Source organism: Flavobacterium cupreum (genome assembly GCF_003996965.1).
Lineage (GTDB): Bacteria > Bacteroidota > Bacteroidia > Flavobacteriales > Flavobacteriaceae > Flavobacterium > Flavobacterium cupreum.
In genome coordinates this window covers 58,989-80,444 of record NZ_QWDM01000007.1, presented here as the reverse complement: position 1 = coordinate 80,444, position 21,456 = coordinate 58,989, and the positions used below count along the sequence as shown (strand labels likewise).

Sequence of the window (21,456 nt, the reverse complement as noted above, 5' to 3'; positions counted from 1 at the left end):
AAAACAAAAGGATGAGTTTTCAAAAACTCATCCTTTTGTTTATAGTATAGATTCCAAAAAGAAAACTTTAGTAACTCAGAACCTCAGCAGCTTAGCAGCTTAAAAAAAAACCTCTGTACCTTTGCCACTTAGTCCCTCAGCACCTTCTCCTTAATCATTCATAGAAATCAAAAACTCCTCATTATTTCTGGTTTTCTTGAAACGTTCGTTTACAAAATCCATAGATTCTACCGGGTTCATATCGGAAAGGTATTTACGCATAATCCACATTCTTTGCAGTGTTTTTTCGTCTAATAACAAGTCATCGCGACGTGTACTTGAAGACGTTAAATCAATAGCCGGGAAGATACGTTTGTTCGCGATTTTTCGATCCAGCTGTAGCTCCATGTTACCGGTTCCCTTAAATTCCTCAAAGATAACTTCATCCATTTTAGAACCTGTTTCGGTCAATGCAGTTGCGATGATACTTAGTGAACCTCCGTTTTCTACATTTCTCGCCGCTCCAAAGAAACGTTTTGGTTTTTGTAATGCATTAGCATCAACACCACCACTTAATACTTTTCCGGATGCCGGCTGAACTGTATTATAAGCTCTTGCCAAACGTGTAATGGAGTCCAGTAAAATCACAACATCATGTCCGCATTCAACCAGACGTTTTGCTTTTTCAAGAACGATATTGGCAATTTTCACGTGTTCCTGCGGCTCTCTGTCGAAAGTAGAAGCAATCACTTCTCCGCGAACACTGCGCTGCATATCGGTAACCTCCTCAGGACGCTCATCAATAAGAAGAACGATAAGATAAACTTCAGGGTGATTGGCTGCAATTGCATTGGCAATGTCTTTTAATAACATTGTTTTACCGGTTTTCGGTTGTGCTACTATCATACCACGCTGTCCTTTTCCAATTGGAGAAAATAAATCGATAATACGGGTTGAAACGGAACTGCCTTTTTCTGCCAGTTTGAATTTTTCAGAAGGAAAAACCGGGGTTAAGTGTTCGAAAGAAACTCTGTCGCGAACTACTTGCGGATCGTGGCCATTGATTTTAAGTACACGAACTAAAGGGAAAAATTTCTCGCCTTCTTTAGGAGGGCGTACCACTCCTTTTACGGTGTCTCCGGTTTTTAAACCAAATAACCTGATTTGTGAAGTGGATAAATAAATATCATCCGGAGAGGCTAAATAATTATAATCTGAGGAACGTAAGAATCCGTATCCGTCAGGCATCATTTCAAGCACGCCTTCACTTTCTATAATTCCGTCAAACTCAAAGTCTGAATCCCTGAAATTATTCTTTTTATTTTTATGATTTGGATTCTGATTGCCGTTATTCCCGTTTCCATTCCCGTTTTGATTTGGATTCTGATTCGGGTTTTGAGCTGCCGGTACCTGATTTGGATTTGAATTCTGGCTTTTATTCTGATTCGGGTTTATTTTTTTTACCGGAGCAGGTGTTTCTGCTTTTTCAGCTGTTGCTGCCGGAGTATCAATAGTTTCAGGAGTTTCGTCAGTGACAACTTCTTTTACTGTTTCTTTTTCTTTCTGCTGGGCGACCTTTTTTTCGTAAGCTGATTTATTAAATTTTACGATTTTTGGCGCCTTTTTTTCAACTGTCTTTTTCTCCGGGGCTTCTGTTGCTTTAGGGCCTTCTTCTTCAACCACCGGAATTTCAGCTTTCACGGGTGATTCATCCACTTTATCAAATTCCAAAACCGGGGCATTTTTACTTATGGCGGCTTTTTTTACAGGAACAATCCTTGCTCTTTTGGGCTTGTCATCCACTATTTCCGCATTGGCTGCAGCATTAACAGGCGGTGCCACAGTCGCTTCCTGGTGTGCTAATATCTGACTGATTAAAGTCTCTTTTTTAACGCCATTAAACTTTATAGTTTTAGCTAACTTAGCTATTTCTTGAAGCTCAGAAAGCTTCATTTCTTTTAATGCAGAAATATCAAACATGAATGTTCTATGAATTTAATTATTTTAACAGAAATACTGTAAAAGAATAGGTAGATAATTGTTTTGAATTGACCGCAGTATGAAGTGCTTACGGTATTATGATGCAATAATACGAATAAAATTTTATCATACAATAGTATTTATAAAAAAGAAAATATATTTTTGTAAAACAATTTCAGACCATGATACAACGAATTCAGACCATATATTTAATTCTTACCTTTATCGTTACCGGGGTATTGGTGTTTTTTATCCCGCTTTGGACATTAAGCAACGGAAAAGCATTTTATTTTATGCAGGATCAGGTTTACACCATTTTGTTGGGTTTGAGTACAATGCTTACCATTATCAGTATTATTTCCTATAAGAAAAGACAAAACCAGTTTGTAATGGGCAGACTGAATATAATATTAAACTTAATTTTATTAGGATTATTTGTATATCGATCACTAAATTTATCTGGAGAGACAGTTACTGTTTCAGAGAAAGGTATTGGGATGTTTCTTCCGATTGTTGCTATCGTGTTATTAGTTTTAGCTAATAAGGCCATCAAGAAGGACGAAGATCTTGTAAAATCTGTAGATCGTTTGAGGTAAACCTATAAACTTAATTTATTTGTGTGAAAAAACCCGGATTTTATAATTCGGGTTTTTTTGTGGCTGAAAATTAATCCCACCTAATATTTAGCGTTAAAAGTATTTTATTTGTAAGTTATTATTTATAATTTTGCCCCCACTATCAGAAATGGGTAATGAAGGAGAAAATCAGAATACATTTAGCAGACGACCATCAGGTACTTATTGAAGGGCTTGCTAATTTATTAGGCACTGTCACAGACTTTGAAGTGGTGGGTTTCTCCCTTAACGGAGAGACTGTTTATAAAGATGTAGTGTCCAGTGCAGCTGACATCTTATTACTGGACATCAGCATGCCTTTTAAAGATGGAATAAGTGTTCTGAAAGAATTCGGTCAAAATAAATTTCCCTGCAAAGTCATTATTCTTTCGAGTTATGATGATTTAAAAATAGTAAAAGAAGTCATGAAACTGGGCGCCAAAGGCTATCTTACCAAAAAAAGCGCAGGCGAAAATATCATTGAAGCCATTACAGCAGTTCACCGGGATGAAGAATATTTTGACAATTATATAAGAGAAACAATCTTTGCCAGCTTTACGCACAACAATCCAAAATTAAACAAAAAATCTTTTACCGGAAACCAACTGCTGAGTGAAAGAGAACTGGAGGTGATTACCCTGATATCACTTGAATACAGCGGAAAAGAAATAAGCGAAAAACTTTTTATAAGCCTGAACACCGTAGAAACACACCGAAAAAATATAATGAAAAAATTAAAACTTAAAAATGTGATCGGCATTGTAAAATATGCTTTAAAAAACAATTTGATAAATCCATAATTACACCTTTTTTACATGTCCGTTTTAAGAAATACACTGATTTTGATTCTCTTTTCAGTCACAGCTACAAGTCCTGCTTACATCAGGGACATCCTGCCTGAAAAAAAGACTGAAATCACTATCAATGCCATAAAAAAAGAACAGCTGCAGCTTATCAAAACCGACAATAAAAAGATCGTAAGCCTGATTATTATTCTTGTCATCCTGCTCGTAATGTTATCTTATTTTTATTACCGTAACGGTGAATTAAAACGAAAAAACAAACAAAAAGATATTAAACAAAAAATACAGCTCAATATCATTAATTCCGGCATTGACGGTCAGGAAAATGAGCGTAAAAAAATTGCTGCTTTCTTACATGACAATATCAATTCTTTACTTTCTTCCGTTGGCTTGCATCTCAATGCATTCGCCACACAACATAACATCCAGTCTGAGGAAATCACAAAAGCAAAGGCCATTTTAGAAGAAGCCCACGATCGGTTACGCGATATGTCGCACGAACTGACACCTGCCCTTCTGGTTCGTTTTGGACTATTGTTTGCTTTGGAAGATTTATGCGAGAAAAATACAAATCACAATATCCACTTCCAGTTTTTAAGTTCAGTTCCTGACGAAAAAAGATATACTGAAAAGTTCGAAATGAAGATTTATTTTATCGTATCTGAACTCCTTAACAACATCATAAAACACAGCGGGGCGTCAAAAGCGCAAATTTCATTACGCGAAAACGAAAACTGGTTCATCCTTATTATTCAGGATAATGGAAAGGGATTTAACACCGAAAAACAAAACGAAACGGAAGGTTTTGGCCTTAACCGGATCAGGGCACGAATTAAAAAATTAAAAGGAAGTATGACTATTATTTCCAAAGCAAATGAAAATACCGGAACTTCTGTAAAAATAAAAATTCCGATTTCGTAAAAGTTATTTTTTACCAATTTCGATGATTTCCAGATCTTTGATTTTATCATCATCAATTACAAATCGCAACATCGTCCTCATCTGATGGAATCCGCTTTTACCGGCTGCCCCGGGATTCATGTGCAATAAATTATTCTTTTTATCAAACATGACTTTCAGGATATGGGAGTGCCCGCAAATAAATAATTTAGGTGGATTTGCCGCTATTTCTTCCCTGATATTTGGATTGTATTTTCCCGGATAACCTCCAATATGAGTCATCCAGACGTCTACATTTTCACATAAAAAACGGTTGTGCAAAGGGAATTCCAGTCTGGCTTTTGCATCGTCGATATTCCCATAAACACAGCGCAAAGGTTTCAGTTTTTTTATAGTATCCGTAACAGTCAGATCACCAATGTCACCAGCATGCCAGACTTCATCGGCCTGTGCCACGTATTTTAAAATCATATCATCAATATGGCTGTGCGTATCGGAAAGAAGGAGGATTTTTTTCATTCTATTCTAAGGTTCTGAGGTGCTAATTTTCTAAGATGCTAAGGTTTTTTCTTTGAAGGTACTGAGGCCCTAAGTCGCTAAGATACTAAGAATCCTGTACTGATGTGATAGCTTTTTTAAAGTTTTTTACAATTAGAAATGGCATTACTAAAATTAAAAATTAATCAAAAAAAACCTTTTATACTTTACAACTCTTAACATTTATATTTCCCAAAAAAAACTCAGCACCTTAGCTCCTCAGAATCTTAGGACCTCCAAAGAAAAAAATCTTTGTACCTTTGCCGCTCAAAACCTATTAACCTTTACTTTGAGATATTTTATTCAATTCGCATACAACGGAACGCAGTATCACGGCTGGCAAATTCAGCCTAACGCCTCCTCTGTTCAGGAGACCTTAAACAAGGCACTTTCGGTTTTGTTAAATTCTTCCATAAATGTCATGGGAGCCGGGCGAACAGATACGGGTGTTCATGCAAGGCAAATGTACGCTCATTTTGATTTTGAAGCTCCGGTTGATACTGCGATGTTAGTACACAAACTCAACTCCTATTTGCCCAAAGACATTGCCGTTTTTGATCTTATCAAGGTTCATGATGATGCACATTGTCGGTTTGATGCGACGAAGAGAACGTACGAATATCACATCAACACTGTTAAAAATCCATTTCTGGAGGAATTGAGTTGGTATTTTAGTCAAAAATTAGACGTAGTTTTGATGAATGAAGCCGCGAAAATCTTACTGAATCATACCGATTTTCAGTGTTTCTCGAAAGTGAATACGGATGTCAATACATTTGACTGCACGATTTTTGAGGCGTACTGGACAATTGAAAATGACAAGCTTGTTTTTACGATTTCGGCAAATCGATTTCTCAGGAATATGGTCCGGTCTATTGTCGGTACGCTGATTAATATTGGCCTGCACAAAATTTCACTGTCGGGTTTTGAAACGATTATTGCGAGTAAAAGCAGAGAAAAAGCCGGGTTTTCAGTTCCGGCACACGGATTATATTTAACCGATATATCTTATGATTATATCACAAATTAGCCCTGATTGCAGTGAAAAGCTTTTTTGAAAAAAATATAGTTTTTGTAATTTTTATGGAGCGACCAGCGGAAGCTTTATAAAAATAATACAAAAACATATTTTTAAGAAAAACTTGTAACGAAAAGCAGGAATAGCTCCTTAAAAGTAAATGAAAGCAAAAGCATTTGATACCCGTTTATTCAAACGAATCCTAAAATATACCAAACCTTACAAAGGGCGTTATTACGGCGTTATTATCTTTGCCGTTTCACTGTCGGTTTTTGCAGCACTCCGCCCCTATTTATTAAAACAAACGGTCGACGGCTATATCAAAACACATGACCAGCATGGTTTGCTGATGTACATTATATTAATGGGCGTTGTCCTTCTGATGGAAGTTTTCTCCCAGTTTTATTTTGTGTACTGGGCAAACTGGCTCGGACAGGATATTGTAAAAGACATCCGTACCAAACTTTTCAAACATATATTAAGTTTCAGGATGAAATATTTTGATCTGGTTCCGGTGGGACAATTGGTCACCCGGTCGGTTTCGGATATTGAATCGATTGCGCGAATTTTCAGCCAGGGACTGTTTATGATTATCAGTGACCTGATGAAAATGCTGGTGGTACTGATTTTTATGTTTTACATGAACTGGAAACTAACCTGGATTGTGGTCGTTGCCATGCCAATCCTGGTTTTCATTACCAGAATTTTTCAGCGTAAAATGCAGGTTGCCTTTGAGGAAGTTCGTACGCAGATCGCCAACATGAATTCGTTTGTTCAGGAACGCGTTACCGGAATGAAGATCGTACAGCTTTTTAACCGCGAGCGAATTGAAGCCGAAAACTTCAAGGAAATAAACAACAAACACAAAGTCGCCTGGATAAAAACGATCCTGTACAACTCGATATTTTTCCCTATTGCCGATATTATTTCGTCGATTACCCTGGGACTTGTAGTGGTGTATGGCGGATTCCGGATTCTGAACGGGGATCATTTTACCACTTTTGGAGATTTGTTTTCCTATACGATGTTCATCGGAATGCTTTTTAATCCGCTGCGCCAGATTGCAGATAAATTTAACGAGATGCAGCTGGGCATGATTGCTGCCAATCGTGTCTTTGATATTATCGACACACAGGATCACATTCAGGACACCGGAACGCTGGAAGCACCTGTTTTTGATGGCAGCATCGAATTTAAAGAAGTCCGTTTTAGTTACATCCCGGAAGAAGAAGTGATAAAAGGAATTGATTTATCTGTTGCTTCGGGCCAGACGATAGCCATTGTTGGATCTACAGGTGCTGGAAAATCGACCATTATTAATTTACTGAATCGCTTTTACGAAATTAACAGCGGAACCATTTATATTGACGGTCACAATATTGAGAACTATACGCTGGCTTCCCTGCGAAAACAAATTGCTGTAGTTTTACAGGACGTATTTCTGTTTGCCGATACGATTTACAACAATATTACGCTGCACAATCCCGAGATTACAAAGGAACAGGTTTTGAATGCTGCGAAAAAAATCGGAGTGCATGATTTCATTATGAGCCTGCCGGACAATTATGATTTTGATGTTAAGGAACGCGGCGTTATGCTTTCTTCGGGTCAGCGTCAGCTGATTGCTTTTTTACGTTCTTATGTGAGTAATCCGAGTATTTTAATTTTGGATGAAGCCACTTCGTCTATTGACAGTTATTCGGAAGAACTGATTCAGCGTGCAACTGAAACGATTACAAAAGGAAGAACTTCGATTATTATTGCACACCGACTTGCAACCATTGTAAACGCAGACAAAATTGTAGTAATGGACAAAGGTTTAATTGTCGAGCAGGGAACCCATCAGGAATTGCTGAACAAAACCGACGGTTATTATAAAAACCTTTACGATTCGCAATTTTCGGTGGCGAATTAATTTTTCATTTTTAAACTAACTATTCTTTTTGAAATTCAGATTTAGCAATATCACCTCCAGAAGAGCGTTCCTGATTTACGGAACTATCTCTATTTTGCTTACCGTAATTTCGGTGTATTTCCTGAGCAGCTTAATTACAGATCTTACCGAAAAATCCAATGAAGAGGTTGCGCAGCGAAATTTTATCAAGAAGCAGGAATTTATGTCGCAGGAATTTTCAAAATTTCTGGAACAGGAAAATCAGATTAAAAATGTCGTAAAGATTAGTACTTCCAAAAATCTTTCTGCCAATCTGGAAGTACTGAGTTCAATTCAGATGACAAGTTCTTTACTGACTAATAACTGGTTTAAGATTGATGACCGTGAAATTCATTTTGGTAATGATACCATTTCTACTGCCGTAAAAAACAGCATTCGCGATTTTGCGGCTCAAAATACCACGGCACAGCACATCAGTACTGTTATTCCCCAGGGCAAAAAATGGATATGGAGAATTTATTTTAAATTAGTTGCCCCAGATCATACCACTGTACGATATGGGTATGACATCAATTTAAAAGCATTGCACGATTATTTTGCCACAATTGACGGTACTGCACCCAATTATGCTTTTGTATTTGATCAGAAAGGAACCTGCATCTTTCACCCTGAATCTGACTTTATAGGAAAAAATGTTTACGAGATTAGTTCACTAAAGGCTTCAGACACTATTTTCAGCAAGAACCAGGATTATGTAAAAAGGGTAACTTTATCGGAGTACCTTAAACTTGATGTTATCCGGTTTACTAAAAGAGTGAACTTAAAAGGTTCTCACTGGTACATTTGTGTCAGTTTTGTGAAAGATTTTGTAGTGGAGAACGTTACTACCATAAAAAAATATACCACCTTAATTTATTCGATTACGACTATAATGCTTCTTCTGATTTTCTATCTGTTTACATATGCCAACCGAAGAGCGTATCAGGAAAAAGAAGTAGTTATTCAGGAAAAAAATACACTGCTGGTAGAAAACGAAAAAATCATCAAGGAAAAGGCGCTGATGCAGTTAAAGCAACTGATAGAACAGATCAATCCGCATTTTTTATTCAATTCGTTAAACTCCCTTTATATGTTAATTGACAGCGATGTAAAAACAGCGCAGAAATTTACACTGAACCTGTCCCGTATTTATCGTTATCTGATAGATCCGCCAGAAAAAAATATTGTGCTGCTTAAAAATGAATTGTTATTTATAGAGAAATATATTTTCCTGCAACAAACCCGTTTCAGGGAAGAGCTGCTTTTTTCTATTGAAATTGAGGATGAATCGGCTCTGACCAGGAGTCTTCCGTACCTGGCCTTTCAGATCGTTATTGAAAATGCAATCAAACATAATATGGCTACAGCGGAAATTCCGTTGCGGACGACAATCGTTGTTAAGGCTGATCACGTTAGTATCTCTAACAACCTGCAGCCTAAACAAAATTCAGAACCGGGTACTAAATTTGGATTAAATTACCTGAGGAGCATTTATAACCATTATGGTAAAACTGATTTTCAGGCTACAGAAAAAGAAGGCAATTTCGTATGTATTTTGCCTTTAATTGACATTCACTCCTAAAAAAAAGCCATTCACTCCTTTTCCTTTTTTTTTTGACCGGATTACAAATATTTTCGAGCAAAAATTAACCTAAAATTAACACCACAATGAGGAAAAAGGCAATCCTGTGTAATGTAAAAGTAATCGTCGCATTAGTTTTATTTTTAGTAGGCCCTATTTCTGTTTTTTCACAAAAAAATAAGAAAAAAGAAAACGATACTGAAATTGCAAAAGACAGCACATTTTCCAAAAAAGGAAAGAAATACAATGACCTTGTAAAAAAAGGAACGGTAAAAAAAGGTCTTTTCAATATTATACAGGTTAAAACAGATGTTTATTTTGAAATTCAGGATAGTTTATTCGAAAGAGAATTTCTGATAGTAAACAAATTATCGCAGGTTCCTTTTCAGGTTAATGATTTCGGATTCAATAAAGGAATGAATTACGAAAACAAAGTAATCACTTTCTATAAAGATACAGTAGCAAAGAAAGTTTGGGTAAAGTCTTATCTGCCTAAAGTTTCTTCCCCAAAAGAAGATGCAATAACCGCTTCGGTAAAAGATAATTTTTCAGAATCCATTATTGAAGTATTTGATATCGAAACCAAAAATAATGATTCGACTTCGGTTGTTATTAAGGTTAACAAAATTTTTGACGGAAAACAAAAAAGCTTTAACGATGTCCTTAGCAATATCGAATTTGGAGGTTCGGTACTTTCGAATTTATCGTATATAGAAAGCCTGAAAGCATTCCCGAAAAATGTGGTAGTAAAATCGCAGTTAACGACTTCCGTTAGTGAAGGCGGTCCTGCTTTATCTGTAACCCTTGGGGTGACAAGCAATATTGTTTTACTGGATAAAGTTCCGATGAAACCCCGTTTTTCCGATAAACGCATTGGCTTTTTCACAGAAAAACACTGGTATTTTGCCGATGCCCAACAGGCAATGGTTGAAAAAGAACTAATTACCCGCTGGAGATTAGAACCAAAAAAGGAAGATGAAGAAAGATATCTGAAAGGTGAATTGGTGGAACCTAAAAAACCTATCGTTTATTATATCGATCCTTCGACTCCAAAACAGTGGAGAAAATATATTATTGACGGTGTTCACGACTGGCAGGTTACTTTTGAAAAAGCCGGTTTTAAAAATGCTATCATTGCCAAAGAGCCTACAGAAGCCGATTTGGATTTTGATATTGACGATGTACGTTATTCTGTTATTACTTATGCTGCTTCGCAAAAGTCAAATGCGATGGGACCATCGGTTGTTGACCCAAGAAGCGGTGAAATTATTGAAGCCGATATTATCTGGTGGCATAATGTAATGACGTCTTTACAGAGCTGGATGCGTATTCAGACCGGGCCAATTGACCCGAAAGCAAGAGGAAATACCTTTAGCGACGAACATATGGGCGAAGCGATCCGTTTTGTATCGTCTCACGAAGTTGGTCACACTTTTGGTCTGAAACATAATATGGGTGCCTCTTTTGCTTATGATGTTGAGTCTTTGCGTTCTAAAGAATTCACGGCAAAAATGGGTGGAACGGCTCCTTCGATTATGGATTATGCCCGTTATAATTATGTAGCACAACCGGAAGATAACGTTACGGCTATTACTCCAAAAATTGGTGAATATGACAAATACGCTATCGAATGGGGATACAGATGGTATTCGAATAATGATAATGAGAGATTAAAACTGAATGCTATCATCGCTTCTCATCAAAATGATCCGATTTATTTTTATGGCGAACAGCAGGGAGAAGTAGTTGATCCGCGTTCCCAATCGGAAGATTTAGGAAATGATGCTGTCAAAGCAAGTGAATACGGATTGAAAAACCTAAAACGTGTCGTAGATAATATTTTAGACTGGACCTACGATAAAGATCAGTCTTATTATGAAACGGCTAAATTATACATTGGAACCATTGGTCAGTGGCAATTGTACAACCGTCACGTACTAAACAATATTGGTGGAATCTATCTGAACGTAACCGTTCACGGAGATAACAAACAAAGCTACGTTCCGGTTCCCGCTGCCATGCAAAAAAGAGCGGCAGACTATTTAGTGAAGAATGCAATAACGATTCCGCAATGGTTGTTTTTTAATCCGATTCTGGACAAAACGAATCCGTTAAAAGATTCTCCATTAGGACCTTATGAATATACGCCTTATACTTTGGCAAGAGAATTACAATGCGGGATATTGAACGATTTACTAGGTGATGATCGTTTATTAAGAATGACGGAGAATGAATTATATCAGCGTAATGGAACCAAAGAAAAGGTTTTTACCGTAAATGAATTATTCAAAAAATTACATCAGCAGATTTTTGCCCCGACGATCCTAAACAAATCATTAACGATTCTGGAGCGTATGACCCAAAAGAATTATGTAGATATTTTAATTGTATCAACAAATAAAATATTTGAAAAAACAGACCCTAAGAAGACAGTTGATTTACACACCTTAAGCATGCCTCAGTTATGTACGTATATGCAGGACGGAGAAATGATAAGAAACATAAATCAGTACTCTTTAAAAAGAGTTACAGAAGTCACTTCTGATAAAAAAGGAGAACTTGGAAAAGTGCTTCAACTGTTAAAAAGCAAAAAGAATACCGGAGATGAGTCCACTCAGAACCATTATACCGATTTAATACAAAGAATAGAAAAAGCATTAAGTAACACAACCTTTTAATAAATAACCCCCAAAAACATGAGAAAAATTTTACATGCCCTACTGCTTCTCCTGGCCATCGCAGGATACTCGCAGGAAACCCGAACTATTACGGGTATAATACTAGACGAAGCGGATCAGTCGCCAATACCCGGTGCATCGATTTTTGTTGAAAACAATTCGATTTCAAACAAAACATCCTATGCCGGAATTATTCAAAGTGAAGGAATCGGAACAACAACCGATTTTGATGGTAAGTTTACCTTGAAAATAGCAAAGAATATTACTTCTTTGAGAGTTACTTTTATGGGATACAAATCGTATACTCTTGAATTAGATGCTCAGAAAAATTATACTGTCAGCTTAAAATCTGAGACTGCAAAGCTTCAGGAAGTAGTGGTAACAGGTTACCAGAAAATTGAGAAAAGAAAACTTACTTCTGCCGTTACAAAAATTGACATGTCTGCGATTCAGCAAACAGGGGTTTCGAGTATTGACCAGTTGTTAGTTGGACAAATTGCAGGGGTTGCTGTGAGTACTCCGTCAGGAGCACCGGGAGCACCGGCAAAAATCAGAATCAGGGGTACTGCTTCCCTAAATGGTACACAAGATCCGTTATGGGTATTGGATGGTTTACCATTAGAGAACAATGAAGTTCCAAAAAACTACGATAAAGATAATATAGATAATCTTACTAATTATTCTATCGCAGGTTTAAACCCTGATGATATTAAAGATATTACCATTCTAAAAGATGCCGCTGCAACAGCTATCTACGGAGCGCGTGCCGCAAATGGTGTAATCGTAGTGACTACTAAAAAAGGTAGAGCCGGTAAAATGGTTGTAAGTTTCAATACGAATACTTTTATTACGCAAAGACCTGAATTTTCTAAATTAAACTTAATGAACGCAAGTGAGAAAGTTGATTTAGAACTTAGCATGGCGGGCCGTGAAGATTTAACTTATAGAGACACCGGTGGTGATATTGCTCGTATCCTTAACGGATCGAATGAATTAGCAGCTTTCAGAGCCGGTGGATTCTCTTCTTTGAGCCCACAGACACAACAATCGATCAACAACCTGAGAGGAAACAACACTAACTGGGGTAACTTATTGTACCAGACTGCAATAAATACACAACACGGTTTAAGTTTATCCGGAGGTGGTGAAAAATCAGATTACTATTTCTCTTTAGGATACTATGATGAGAAAGGAACAACTATTGGAACTGGTTTCAAACGTTACAACTTAACGTTAAAAAACAACTACGAGATTACAGACAAATTTAAGGTTGGTGTTGGAATCTTCGGATCTGAAAACAAAACTATTTCTTATCTGACCGATACGGATGCTTTTACAAATCCTGCAAATTACTCCAGAAATGTAAACCCATATTTAACTCCTTATAACGCAGACGGAAGTTATAAATATGACCAGGACATTTCAGGTTATTCAGATCGTTACGTGCCTTTTAACTTCCTGGAAGAAAGAGCCAATACGTCTTATGATTTAAAAACCAGAGCCGTAAAAGCTTTATTGGATGCTGAATATAAAGTAACTAAAGATTTAAAAGTAACTAGCCAGTTAGGTTTACAATTAGACAACACGTCTAGTGAAAAATATGCTGGTAAAGAGACTTACTACACCAGAAAACAAAGAGAAAAATCAAGATATTTCTCAAACGGAGCGTTCAATTATTTCCTTCCTGATGGTGGTGTGATCCAAAACAGCAATACTGACTTTTTCCAGTACAACCTGAAAACAATGATCAACTACTCTAAAGTTATTGGAGAGAAACATGAAATTGAAGCAATGGTAGGTAATGAGTTAAGAAGAAATTACAATACTTTTGTTGCCACTAAAGGATTTGGTTTTGATAAAAATAATTTAACTACACAACAAATTATTTTCCCAACGACATCTTTTGCTAACGACGCAGATTACAAAACGTATATTAAGACGAAAAATGAGAATGCTTTTGCTTCCTTTTTTGCAACAGCTTCTTATACCTATGACAGAAAGTACAGCTTCTTTGGAAGTGTCAGATACGATGGTTCTGATTTATTTGGTGTAGATCCAAAATATAAATATTTACCACTTTGGTCTACTTCTGCTTCATGGGCCGTTTCTGAAGAAGATTTCTTAAAAGATAATTTAACACTTTCTAACTTGAGACTTCGTGCTTCTTACGGATTACAAGGAAACATTGACAAGGGAACTTCTCCATATGTAGTGGGTAGAGGAAGCAGTACTATTATTTTACCGGGACAAACAGAACCTACACTTGTAGTGGAAAGCCCGCCAAATGATAAATTACGTTGGGAAAAAACAACAAATACCAACTTAGGTATGGACCTTGGTTTATTCAATAACCGTATCAGCATTGTAACTGATTTATACGGAAGAAAAAGTACAGACCTTATTGGTTTAAGAGCACTTCCGTTAGAAAATGGTTTTGAATACACGAATTTAAACTGGGCACAAGTAAGTAATAAAGGGTACGAAATTACTTTGTCTACAAAGAATATCGATCGTCCAAACTTTAAATGGAATACAAGCATTAACTTTTCTCATAACAAAAGTAACATTGACCGTATCGAAGTACGTGACGCTGATTACCTGCCTAACAGAGAAGGACGCGGTGTAAATGCTATCTTTGGATTTAAAACAAACGGAATTGACGAAAACGGATATCCTTTATTTGTAAACAAAAAAGGAGAAACGGTAAACACTCAGACATTCTTTGGTTTATTTGATCCGTATGCTGACTTCTTCCCTGGAGAATTGACGCAGTCAAGATTATCAGCAAGCGAATTCAGAGATTTGTTTACCTACTTAGGAGACAGAGACCCTAAATTTACAGGAGGTATCACGAATACTTTCAAAGTAAGTAATTTTGATCTTACCATTGCTGCTTCTTTTAATTTAAAACAAACAGTAGTAAGAACTCCTCCTTACAACGGAACAACAGTTGACAGAGGACAAAATTACAGTAATGAAATTTTGAACGCATGGTCTCCAACAAATACATCCTCTAATTTACCTGCAATTAATGGTAAAGATTCAGGAACAGGAGATTCTTACATGGCATACCTATGGTATTCCGGACAAAACCAAATTCCAACTTACAATTATTTAGATACATGGGTTAGCGAAATGAGTTATATGAGATTAAGCAGTATTCGTCTGGGGTATACATTCCCTAAAGCGTTTACAGACCAAATCAACATTCAAAGCATCCGTTTTAATGTCGAGGCAAGAAACTTATTCGTAATCAGTTCTGATTACAAAGGATATTTTGACCCTGAAACATTCGGAAACATTTATGCACAACCAGTTCCTAAGTCATTCACTTTAGGATGTAATGTAACTTTCTAATAAAATTTAAAGATGAAAAAATTCTCAAAATATATAGCCCTTTTTGTTGCTGCACTTGCGGTAACAAGTTGCGACGATTACCTGGATATTACACCTATAGGCAGTGTAATTCCACAAACCCTTGAACAATATCGTGCTGTTTTAACAACAGGATATGCAACTTATCCGGAACACAAGTCATTGACGGCAGTTCGTACAGACGAATTGACAATGAATGAATTTAGCGATGAGTTGAATGTTTACAAAGACATTTATACCTGGAAAGATTCTAATCCGGACCGTATTACATTTACCTTCCAATATCAGGATTTGTATACTGTAATTTTCTACACGAATGTGGTCATCAACGAAGCAACGTCAAAATTAGCTCCGTCACCGGAAAAGAATCAGTTAATTGGAGAAGCCTATGCATTAAGAGCAATGGCATACTTTGATTTGGTAAACCTTTTTGGTAAACCATACAACGCTGCAACTGCAGGTGCAGACAAAGGAGTTCCTTTGGCACTTGAGATCGATTTAGAGCAGGCTTTTGTACCTGAAAGCGTTGGAGTAATTTACAATCAGATTATTGCTGATACGCAGGAAGCGGAGAAATTAATCAATTTAGATACACAGGCAACTGGTAAAAACTACCGTTTTTCTAAAGCTGCATTATTTAGTTTGGAAAGCCGTATCTTTTTGTACCAGCAACAATGGCAAAAATCTTTTGATGCTGCCAACAAAGCTCTGGCGATCAACAGTACTTTAGTGGACTTAAAAGCTACACCGGTTTTCGCAACTAAATTCAATTCAAAAGAATCAATTTTAGCGCTTGAAGACGGATACATTAACGGTCTTAAAGGAACATCTTATGCTTCACCTGACTTAATTGCGGCCTACAGCAAGACTACTGATTTACGTTTTCCTCTTTACTTTTTAGCAAACGGGAGCCGTTTCAGAATTCAAAAAGGAGGTAACGATGATCAGAAATGTTCTTTCAGAACTTCTGAGTTGTATTTGACAAAAGCAGAAACTGCATTAAAACTGAACAATATTGGTGATGCTAAAACAACCGTTTTAAGTTTTATCAAAAACAGATATACCGCTGCAGGATATACACAACTTGAAACCACTGTCAATGCAATGAATGCTGCTGATTTAACCAACTTCATTTTGGAAGAAAGACACCGTGAATTTGCTGTTGAAGGACACCGTTGGTTTGATTTAAGAAGAACAACCCAAAAAGAAATCATCCATACCTTAGATGGTGATACTTACAAACTGATACAAAACGATCCGCGTTATACCATTATTTACCCGGCAAATGCGAGATTAAACAATCCCAATCTATAATACCTATTGTTTTTTTTTAAAGAGGTCCAGTTGCAAAACTGGGCCTCTTTTTGTTTATTATAGCAGTGAAATAAAAACACATTACCTGATTTAAACGCTCGCATTAAACAAAATCACTTCAAAATTTCAATAAAAAACAATTCAGGATCATCAATTATAAAGCTTAACTAATATATTTGCAGAGTCAAATACCAGCTTTGTAGTAGTTTCAAAGCAATATACCATTCAAAAGAAGATGAAAATTGCCATTGTTGAAGATGAATATCTCGCTTCGAGTTATCTGAAATCTATTTTAGAACAGCAAAATATTGTACCGATAGCAGAAGTAACAATTTTAAAATCGGTAAAAGAAGCTGTCGCTTTTTTTGCTGAAAACAATGTTGACCTGGCTTTTATGGACATTCATCTCGGCGACGGAAAAAGTCTCGAAATTTTCGAAAAAACCATTATCGCCTGCCCTGTCATTTTTGTTACGGCTTATGATTCCTACGCCATACGGGTTTTCAAACATTTTACAATTGACTATCTCCTGAAACCATTTGAAGAACAGGAATTGTTTGAAGCACTGGAAAAATTCAAAAAGATAAAAAACACTTTCAACAGCGATGCTACCATCCAGTCACTGGTTGCACTCGAAAGTCCGGAAACCAGCAAAATCCAGCGTCACTTTCTGGTGAACCACGGATACAAACTTATTTCTGTAAACGAAAATGATATTACCTATTTTGTAGCGTCGGGCAAGCACCTTTTTATTTATGTGAATTCAGGAAACAGCCATTTATACAATAATACACTCACAGATATTATTCACAATCTGGATCCGGTGATTTTCTTTAAAGTCAACAGAAAATATATTGTCAACAGAAATATTATCAAAGAAGTCATCAAACACTCCAATCAGAAAATCGAACTGAAACTTACCGTTCGCCCTGTTGAAGACGACCCGATAATTATCAGCAAAAAGGAAATAAATAATTTCAAGAATTGGCTTGATCAGTAAATTAATGCTAATTTTTGGCTCAAAAAAGTATTCGTTTTTAAATTTTAGGCAGTAAAATCCGTTTTCAAATGCTAAAAAAGTTCTTAAAAAAGTTAAAATAGCGTTATAAGAATCATAAAACTAGCCCTCATTACCAATCCAATAGCTTTACTCCTTTTTGAATTTTTTATATTTGAGAATCAAATCAAATGTAAAAGACAATGCCAATAAACAGATTTTATCCAAACGAAGAATTCAAAGAAATAGAAATAAATGCCTCTTTGCAGCTTAGATATGCCATTTCAAACAGAGGAAGATTAATAAGCTTTACCGACGAAATACAAAACGGCCGGCTTTTAAAAGGAGGCCTGAGCGACGGATATCCAACCTTCCGTTTCAAAGTGAAGAAAGACGACAAGATTGTCAACAAATATCTTTTCTTATACAAATTAGTAGCGCAGTATTTCATTCCGAAAAAATCAGAAGAACAAAGTTATGTACTCCATCTGGATTACAACAGAAGCAATGATGATGTCAGTAATTTACGCTGGGCAACAAAAGCCGAAATGATGGAACACAGCCGCAAAAGCCCCCATGTAATCCAGGCCAAAAAGAATCTGATCGAGCACAACCTAAAAGCCGACGGAAGAAAACTTACAACGACCAAAGTGATGTTAATAAAGAAAATCCTGGCCAGACCGGAACAAAAAACACGTCTGAAAATGATTGCCAAGCAATTTGGGGTAAGCGAAATGCAAATCAGACGCATTGCGAGCGGTGAAAACTGGGGACATATTAAGGTTTAACCGGCTTAAATAAAATGCTAAAGGTAAAATGTGAGATGTAGGATATTTAAATCAACATTTCACATTTTACCTTTTTACTTTTTTACATCTTACTTTTTTTTAAAATAAATCCTTAAATTCGCAATCACAAATAACAAAGAAATTGAAAATGAGTTTCGGATTCATAAACTTCATTTTCGGTAGTAAATACTAAAAGCAAAAAAAATGAAATACGACGTTATTGTTTTAGGAAGTGGTCCCGGCGGATATGTTACAGCAATTAGAGCTTCACAATTAGGTTTTAAAGTAGCTGTAGTTGAAAAAGAAAACTTAGGTGGTGTATGTTTGAACTGGGGATGTATCCCGACAAAAGCATTGCTAAAATCAGCTCAGGTTTTTGATTATCTGAAACACGCTTCTGACTACGGATTAAAAGTTTCTGAATTTGATAAAGATTTTCCTGCTGTTGTACAACGCAGCCGTAATGTGGCAGAAGGAATGAGCAAAGGAGTTCAGTTCTTAATGAAGAAAAACAAAATTGACGTTATTGAAGGTTTTGGAAAACTAAAACCGGGAAAAAAACTTGACGTTACAGACAAAGACAATAAAGTTACCGAATATAGTGCAGATCACATTATCATTGCAACCGGAGCACGCTCCCGTGAGTTACCAAACTTACCTCAGGATGGTGTAAAAGTAATCGGATATCGTCAGGCAATGACATTACCAACACAGCCAAAATCTATGATTATTGTAGGTTCAGGTGCAATTGGAGTAGAGTTTGCACATTTCTACAACTCCATGGGAACAGATGTTACCATTGTAGAATTTATGCCAAACGTGGTACCGGTAGAAGACGAAGATATCTCAAAACAATTTGAAAAATCTTTGAAAAAAGCAGGTATTAAGGTAATGACCAGTTCTTCTGTAGAATCACTGGATACTTCAGGAGCGGGTGTAAAAGCAACGGTAAAAACAGCCAAAGGAGAAGAAATCCTTGAAGCTGACATCGTACTTTCGGCAGTTGGAATCAAAACAAACATTGAAAACATAGGTCTTGAAGAAGTTGGAATCGCTGTGGACAGAGATAAAATCTTAGTAAACGCTTACAACCAAACCAATATTCCGGGTTACTACGCCATTGGTGATGTTACTCCTGGGCAGGCTTTAGCTCACGTAGCTTCTGCTGAAGGAATCAACTGTGTTGAAAAAATCAAAGGATTACACGTAGACCCAATCGATTACGGAAACGTTCCGGGCTGTACTTACGCAACTCCTGAAATCGCTTCTGTTGGTTTAACAGAGAAACAAGCAAGAGAAAAAGGATACGACTTAAAAATTGGTAAATTCCCGTTCTCTGCTTCAGGAAAAGCAAAAGCATCCGGTAATTCAGACGGATTCGTAAAAGTAATCTTCGATGCTAAATACGGAGAATGGTTAGGATGCCACATGATTGGTGCCGGAGTTACAGATATGATTGCTGAGGCGGTTGTAGCCCGTAAACTGGAAACTACAGGTCATGAAATCCTAAAATCCATTCACCCTCACCCAACAATGAGCGAGGCTGTTATGGAAGCTGTAGCTGATGCGTACGGCGAAGTAATTCACTTGTAATACAGAACCGTTTTAAGGTTACATATAATTTTCAATTTAAAAATCCGGTTTGCTAAAGCAAACCGGATTTTTTTATTTAACCTTATTTTATTAGAAAAATGTCTTTTTCAAGCTTTTAAATTACCTTAAATTTTGTCTTTTTGCTGTTTTATAATAATTATTTATGAAACTATCCTTTATAGAAATAATTGAATCTACAACTAGCGATCCTAATTTGTTAATGTGGAAATTTTATGATGAAGATAAAGAAATTAAAAACGGAGCAAAACTAACTGTTCGCGAAAGCCAGCATGTAATGCTTTTAAATGAAGGACAGTTTGCAGATGTTTTTTCGCCCGGCCTATATACTTTATCTACAGCAAACATTCCTGTTTTAAGTAAACTCAAAGGTTGGAAATATGGCTTCGAAAGTCCGTTTAAAGTCGATGTTTACTTTTTCAATACACATCAATTCATCAATAATAAGTGGGGAACTCCCACTCCCATAATCCTTAACGATCCGCAATTCGGACAAATAAGAGTTCGCGCTTTCGGAAGTTTTGATATTAGAATTATCGATGTTGCCAAATTCTTCCGTCAATATGCCGGAACCTACAAACAACTTACAATTTTTGAATTACAAAATCAATTAAGGGATTTTATTGCTCCGAAATTTGGCGAAGTTTTAGCAAATGAAAATATCACTATCACAGACGTTGCCGGCAACATTACACAACTAGGCAAAAAAATAGAACCTTATTTAAACCCGTATTTTGAACAATTCGGAATCGAGTTAACACAACTTATAATATCAAGCGTAACATTACCTGAAGAAGTTACAGCACATTTCGATAAAATTACCAATATGAATATGGTAAACGACATGGATAAATTCACGAAATTTAATACCGCAACTGCTATTGGTGATAAAGGAACGGCACTGCACGATACGACTCAAAATGCACTAAGCCTGGGAATACTTTTCAATCAATTACAGCAAAATAAGGAAATATCAAAACAAGAAACCACAAAGGATTTAACTTCAAAACTTCAAAAACTAAAATCTTTATTTGATATCGGTTTGATCGACGAAGACGAGTTTAAAATCAAAAAAACCGAATTATTAAGCCAATTATAATGCAAGAGGAAAATGTAAATTCGTTTTTAGAAAACCTAAAACAAAAGGTCAAAAACCAGAATAACTATGGAGGCAAAACCGAAATCAATAAAGCGCAGATAAATGTTAGAAACTGCCCAAACTGTGGTGCCGGAAGAGCGAAACAAGACGGCGTCACACATTGTTCGTATTGTGGATTTGAGTTTATAAACACCAAACTTACAGATGGGGTTTACATCAAAAAAGAAGACAATTCAATTTAAATTTAA

At 36.4% G+C, this 21,456-nt stretch carries 16 protein-coding genes; 14 read left to right on the top strand and 2 right to left on the bottom strand.

The features are described 5' to 3' along the window. Positions 1–150: 150 nt before the first annotated feature. A complete protein-coding gene (rho, locus tag D0817_RS12215) occupies positions 151–1,959 on the bottom strand; it encodes a transcription termination factor Rho (protein ID WP_127338656.1) in 1,809 nt (602 codons plus the stop codon). A gap of 182 nt (positions 1,960–2,141) precedes the next feature. Between rho and D0817_RS12210 the strand changes: the two genes are divergently transcribed. The 3 genes from D0817_RS12210 (at position 2,142) to D0817_RS12200 (ending at position 4,297) form a co-directional block, all read left to right on the top strand. Further along, positions 2,142–2,555 carry a DUF4293 domain-containing protein gene (locus D0817_RS12210; RefSeq protein WP_127338655.1) on the top strand — a complete coding sequence of 138 codons (414 nt, stop codon included), beginning with the start codon at positions 2,142–2,144 and terminating at the stop codon, positions 2,553–2,555. Between the two features lie 155 nt (positions 2,556–2,710). Then, positions 2,711–3,373, top strand: coding sequence for a response regulator (locus D0817_RS12205; protein ID WP_127338654.1), 663 nt, complete (start codon positions 2,711–2,713; stop codon positions 3,371–3,373). Positions 3,374–3,388: 15 nt separating this feature from the next. Continuing rightward, positions 3,389–4,297, top strand: coding sequence for a sensor histidine kinase (locus tag D0817_RS12200; RefSeq protein ID WP_127338653.1), 909 nt, complete (start codon positions 3,389–3,391; stop codon positions 4,295–4,297). A gap of 3 nt (positions 4,298–4,300) precedes the next feature. On the opposite strand, the gene D0817_RS12195 is transcribed toward D0817_RS12200, so the two are convergent. After that, positions 4,301–4,795 carry a metallophosphoesterase family protein gene (locus D0817_RS12195; RefSeq protein ID WP_127338652.1) on the bottom strand — a complete coding sequence of 165 codons (495 nt, stop codon included), beginning with the start codon at positions 4,793–4,795 and terminating at the stop codon, positions 4,301–4,303. A gap of 307 nt (positions 4,796–5,102) precedes the next feature. Between D0817_RS12195 and truA the strand changes: the two genes are divergently transcribed. The 11 genes from truA to D0817_RS12140 all read left to right on the top strand — a co-directional run bounded on the left by truA (position 5,103) and on the right by D0817_RS12140 (position 21,450). After that, a complete protein-coding gene (truA, locus tag D0817_RS12190) occupies positions 5,103–5,843 on the top strand; it encodes a tRNA pseudouridine(38-40) synthase TruA (protein ID WP_127338651.1) in 741 nt (246 codons plus the stop codon). 148 nt (positions 5,844–5,991) lie between these two features. Further along, positions 5,992–7,746 (top strand): ABC transporter ATP-binding protein, encoded by a 1,755-nt coding sequence (locus D0817_RS12185; protein ID WP_127338650.1) that lies wholly within the window; start codon positions 5,992–5,994, stop codon positions 7,744–7,746. A 28-nt stretch (positions 7,747–7,774) separates the two neighbouring features. Next, positions 7,775–9,346: a sensor histidine kinase gene (locus D0817_RS12180; protein ID WP_127338649.1), complete on the top strand. Its 1,572-nt coding sequence runs from the start codon at positions 7,775–7,777 to the stop codon at positions 9,344–9,346. An 86-nt stretch (positions 9,347–9,432) separates the two neighbouring features. Then, positions 9,433–12,024, top strand: coding sequence for a zinc-dependent metalloprotease (locus D0817_RS12175; RefSeq protein WP_127338648.1), 2,592 nt, complete (start codon positions 9,433–9,435; stop codon positions 12,022–12,024). Positions 12,025–12,042: 18 nt separating this feature from the next. Further along, entirely contained in the window at positions 12,043–15,381 is a 3,339-nt protein-coding gene (locus D0817_RS12170) for a SusC/RagA family TonB-linked outer membrane protein (RefSeq protein ID WP_127338647.1), read from the top strand. A 12-nt stretch (positions 15,382–15,393) separates the two neighbouring features. Then, a complete protein-coding gene (locus tag D0817_RS12165; protein WP_127338646.1) occupies positions 15,394–16,713 on the top strand; it encodes a RagB/SusD family nutrient uptake outer membrane protein in 1,320 nt (439 codons plus the stop codon). 235 nt (positions 16,714–16,948) lie between these two features. Beyond that, positions 16,949–17,713 carry a LytR/AlgR family response regulator transcription factor gene (locus D0817_RS12160; RefSeq protein ID WP_127338645.1) on the top strand — a complete coding sequence of 255 codons (765 nt, stop codon included), beginning with the start codon at positions 16,949–16,951 and terminating at the stop codon, positions 17,711–17,713. 200 nt (positions 17,714–17,913) lie between these two features. Then, complete coding sequence (locus D0817_RS12155) at positions 17,914–18,498, top strand: NUMOD4 domain-containing protein (RefSeq protein WP_127338644.1); 585 nt, start codon at positions 17,914–17,916, stop codon at positions 18,496–18,498. 204 nt (positions 18,499–18,702) lie between these two features. Beyond that, positions 18,703–20,091 carry a dihydrolipoyl dehydrogenase gene (gene lpdA / locus D0817_RS12150; protein ID WP_127338643.1) on the top strand — a complete coding sequence of 463 codons (1,389 nt, stop codon included), beginning with the start codon at positions 18,703–18,705 and terminating at the stop codon, positions 20,089–20,091. Positions 20,092–20,254: 163 nt separating this feature from the next. Next, positions 20,255–21,208, top strand: coding sequence for an SPFH domain-containing protein (locus tag D0817_RS12145; RefSeq protein ID WP_127338642.1), 954 nt, complete (start codon positions 20,255–20,257; stop codon positions 21,206–21,208). Beyond that, positions 21,208–21,450 carry a hypothetical protein gene (locus D0817_RS12140; protein ID WP_127338641.1) on the top strand — a complete coding sequence of 81 codons (243 nt, stop codon included), beginning with the start codon at positions 21,208–21,210 and terminating at the stop codon, positions 21,448–21,450. The genes D0817_RS12145 and D0817_RS12140 overlap by 1 nt, the downstream gene beginning before the upstream one ends. Positions 21,451–21,456 lie beyond the last annotated feature (6 nt).

Excerpts from the sequence above, each read along its gene's own strand:
- lpdA (WP_127338643.1), top strand. The coding sequence starts at position 18,703 with ATGAAATACGACGTTATTGTTTTAGGAAGTGGTCCCGGCGGATATGTT.
- D0817_RS12205 (WP_127338654.1), top strand. The coding sequence starts at position 2,711 with ATGAAGGAGAAAATCAGAATACATTTAGCAGACGACCATCAGGTACTT.
- D0817_RS12140 (WP_127338641.1), top strand. The coding sequence starts at position 21,208 with ATGCAAGAGGAAAATGTAAATTCGTTTTTAGAAAACCTAAAACAAAAG.
- D0817_RS12160 (WP_127338645.1), top strand. The coding sequence starts at position 16,949 with ATGAAAATTGCCATTGTTGAAGATGAATATCTCGCTTCGAGTTATCTG.
- D0817_RS12210 (WP_127338655.1), top strand. The coding sequence starts at position 2,142 with ATGATACAACGAATTCAGACCATATATTTAATTCTTACCTTTATCGTT.
- D0817_RS12175 (WP_127338648.1), top strand. The coding sequence starts at position 9,433 with ATGAGGAAAAAGGCAATCCTGTGTAATGTAAAAGTAATCGTCGCATTA.
- D0817_RS12200 (WP_127338653.1), top strand. The coding sequence starts at position 3,389 with ATGTCCGTTTTAAGAAATACACTGATTTTGATTCTCTTTTCAGTCACA.
- D0817_RS12195 (WP_127338652.1), bottom strand. The coding sequence starts at position 4,795 with ATGAAAAAAATCCTCCTTCTTTCCGATACGCACAGCCATATTGATGAT.
- D0817_RS12165 (WP_127338646.1), top strand. The coding sequence starts at position 15,394 with ATGAAAAAATTCTCAAAATATATAGCCCTTTTTGTTGCTGCACTTGCG.
- D0817_RS12170 (WP_127338647.1), top strand. The coding sequence starts at position 12,043 with ATGAGAAAAATTTTACATGCCCTACTGCTTCTCCTGGCCATCGCAGGA.
- D0817_RS12185 (WP_127338650.1), top strand. The coding sequence starts at position 5,992 with ATGAAAGCAAAAGCATTTGATACCCGTTTATTCAAACGAATCCTAAAA.
- rho (WP_127338656.1), bottom strand. The coding sequence starts at position 1,959 with ATGTTTGATATTTCTGCATTAAAAGAAATGAAGCTTTCTGAGCTTCAA.
- D0817_RS12155 (WP_127338644.1), top strand. The coding sequence starts at position 17,914 with ATGCCAATAAACAGATTTTATCCAAACGAAGAATTCAAAGAAATAGAA.
- D0817_RS12145 (WP_127338642.1), top strand. The coding sequence starts at position 20,255 with ATGAAACTATCCTTTATAGAAATAATTGAATCTACAACTAGCGATCCT.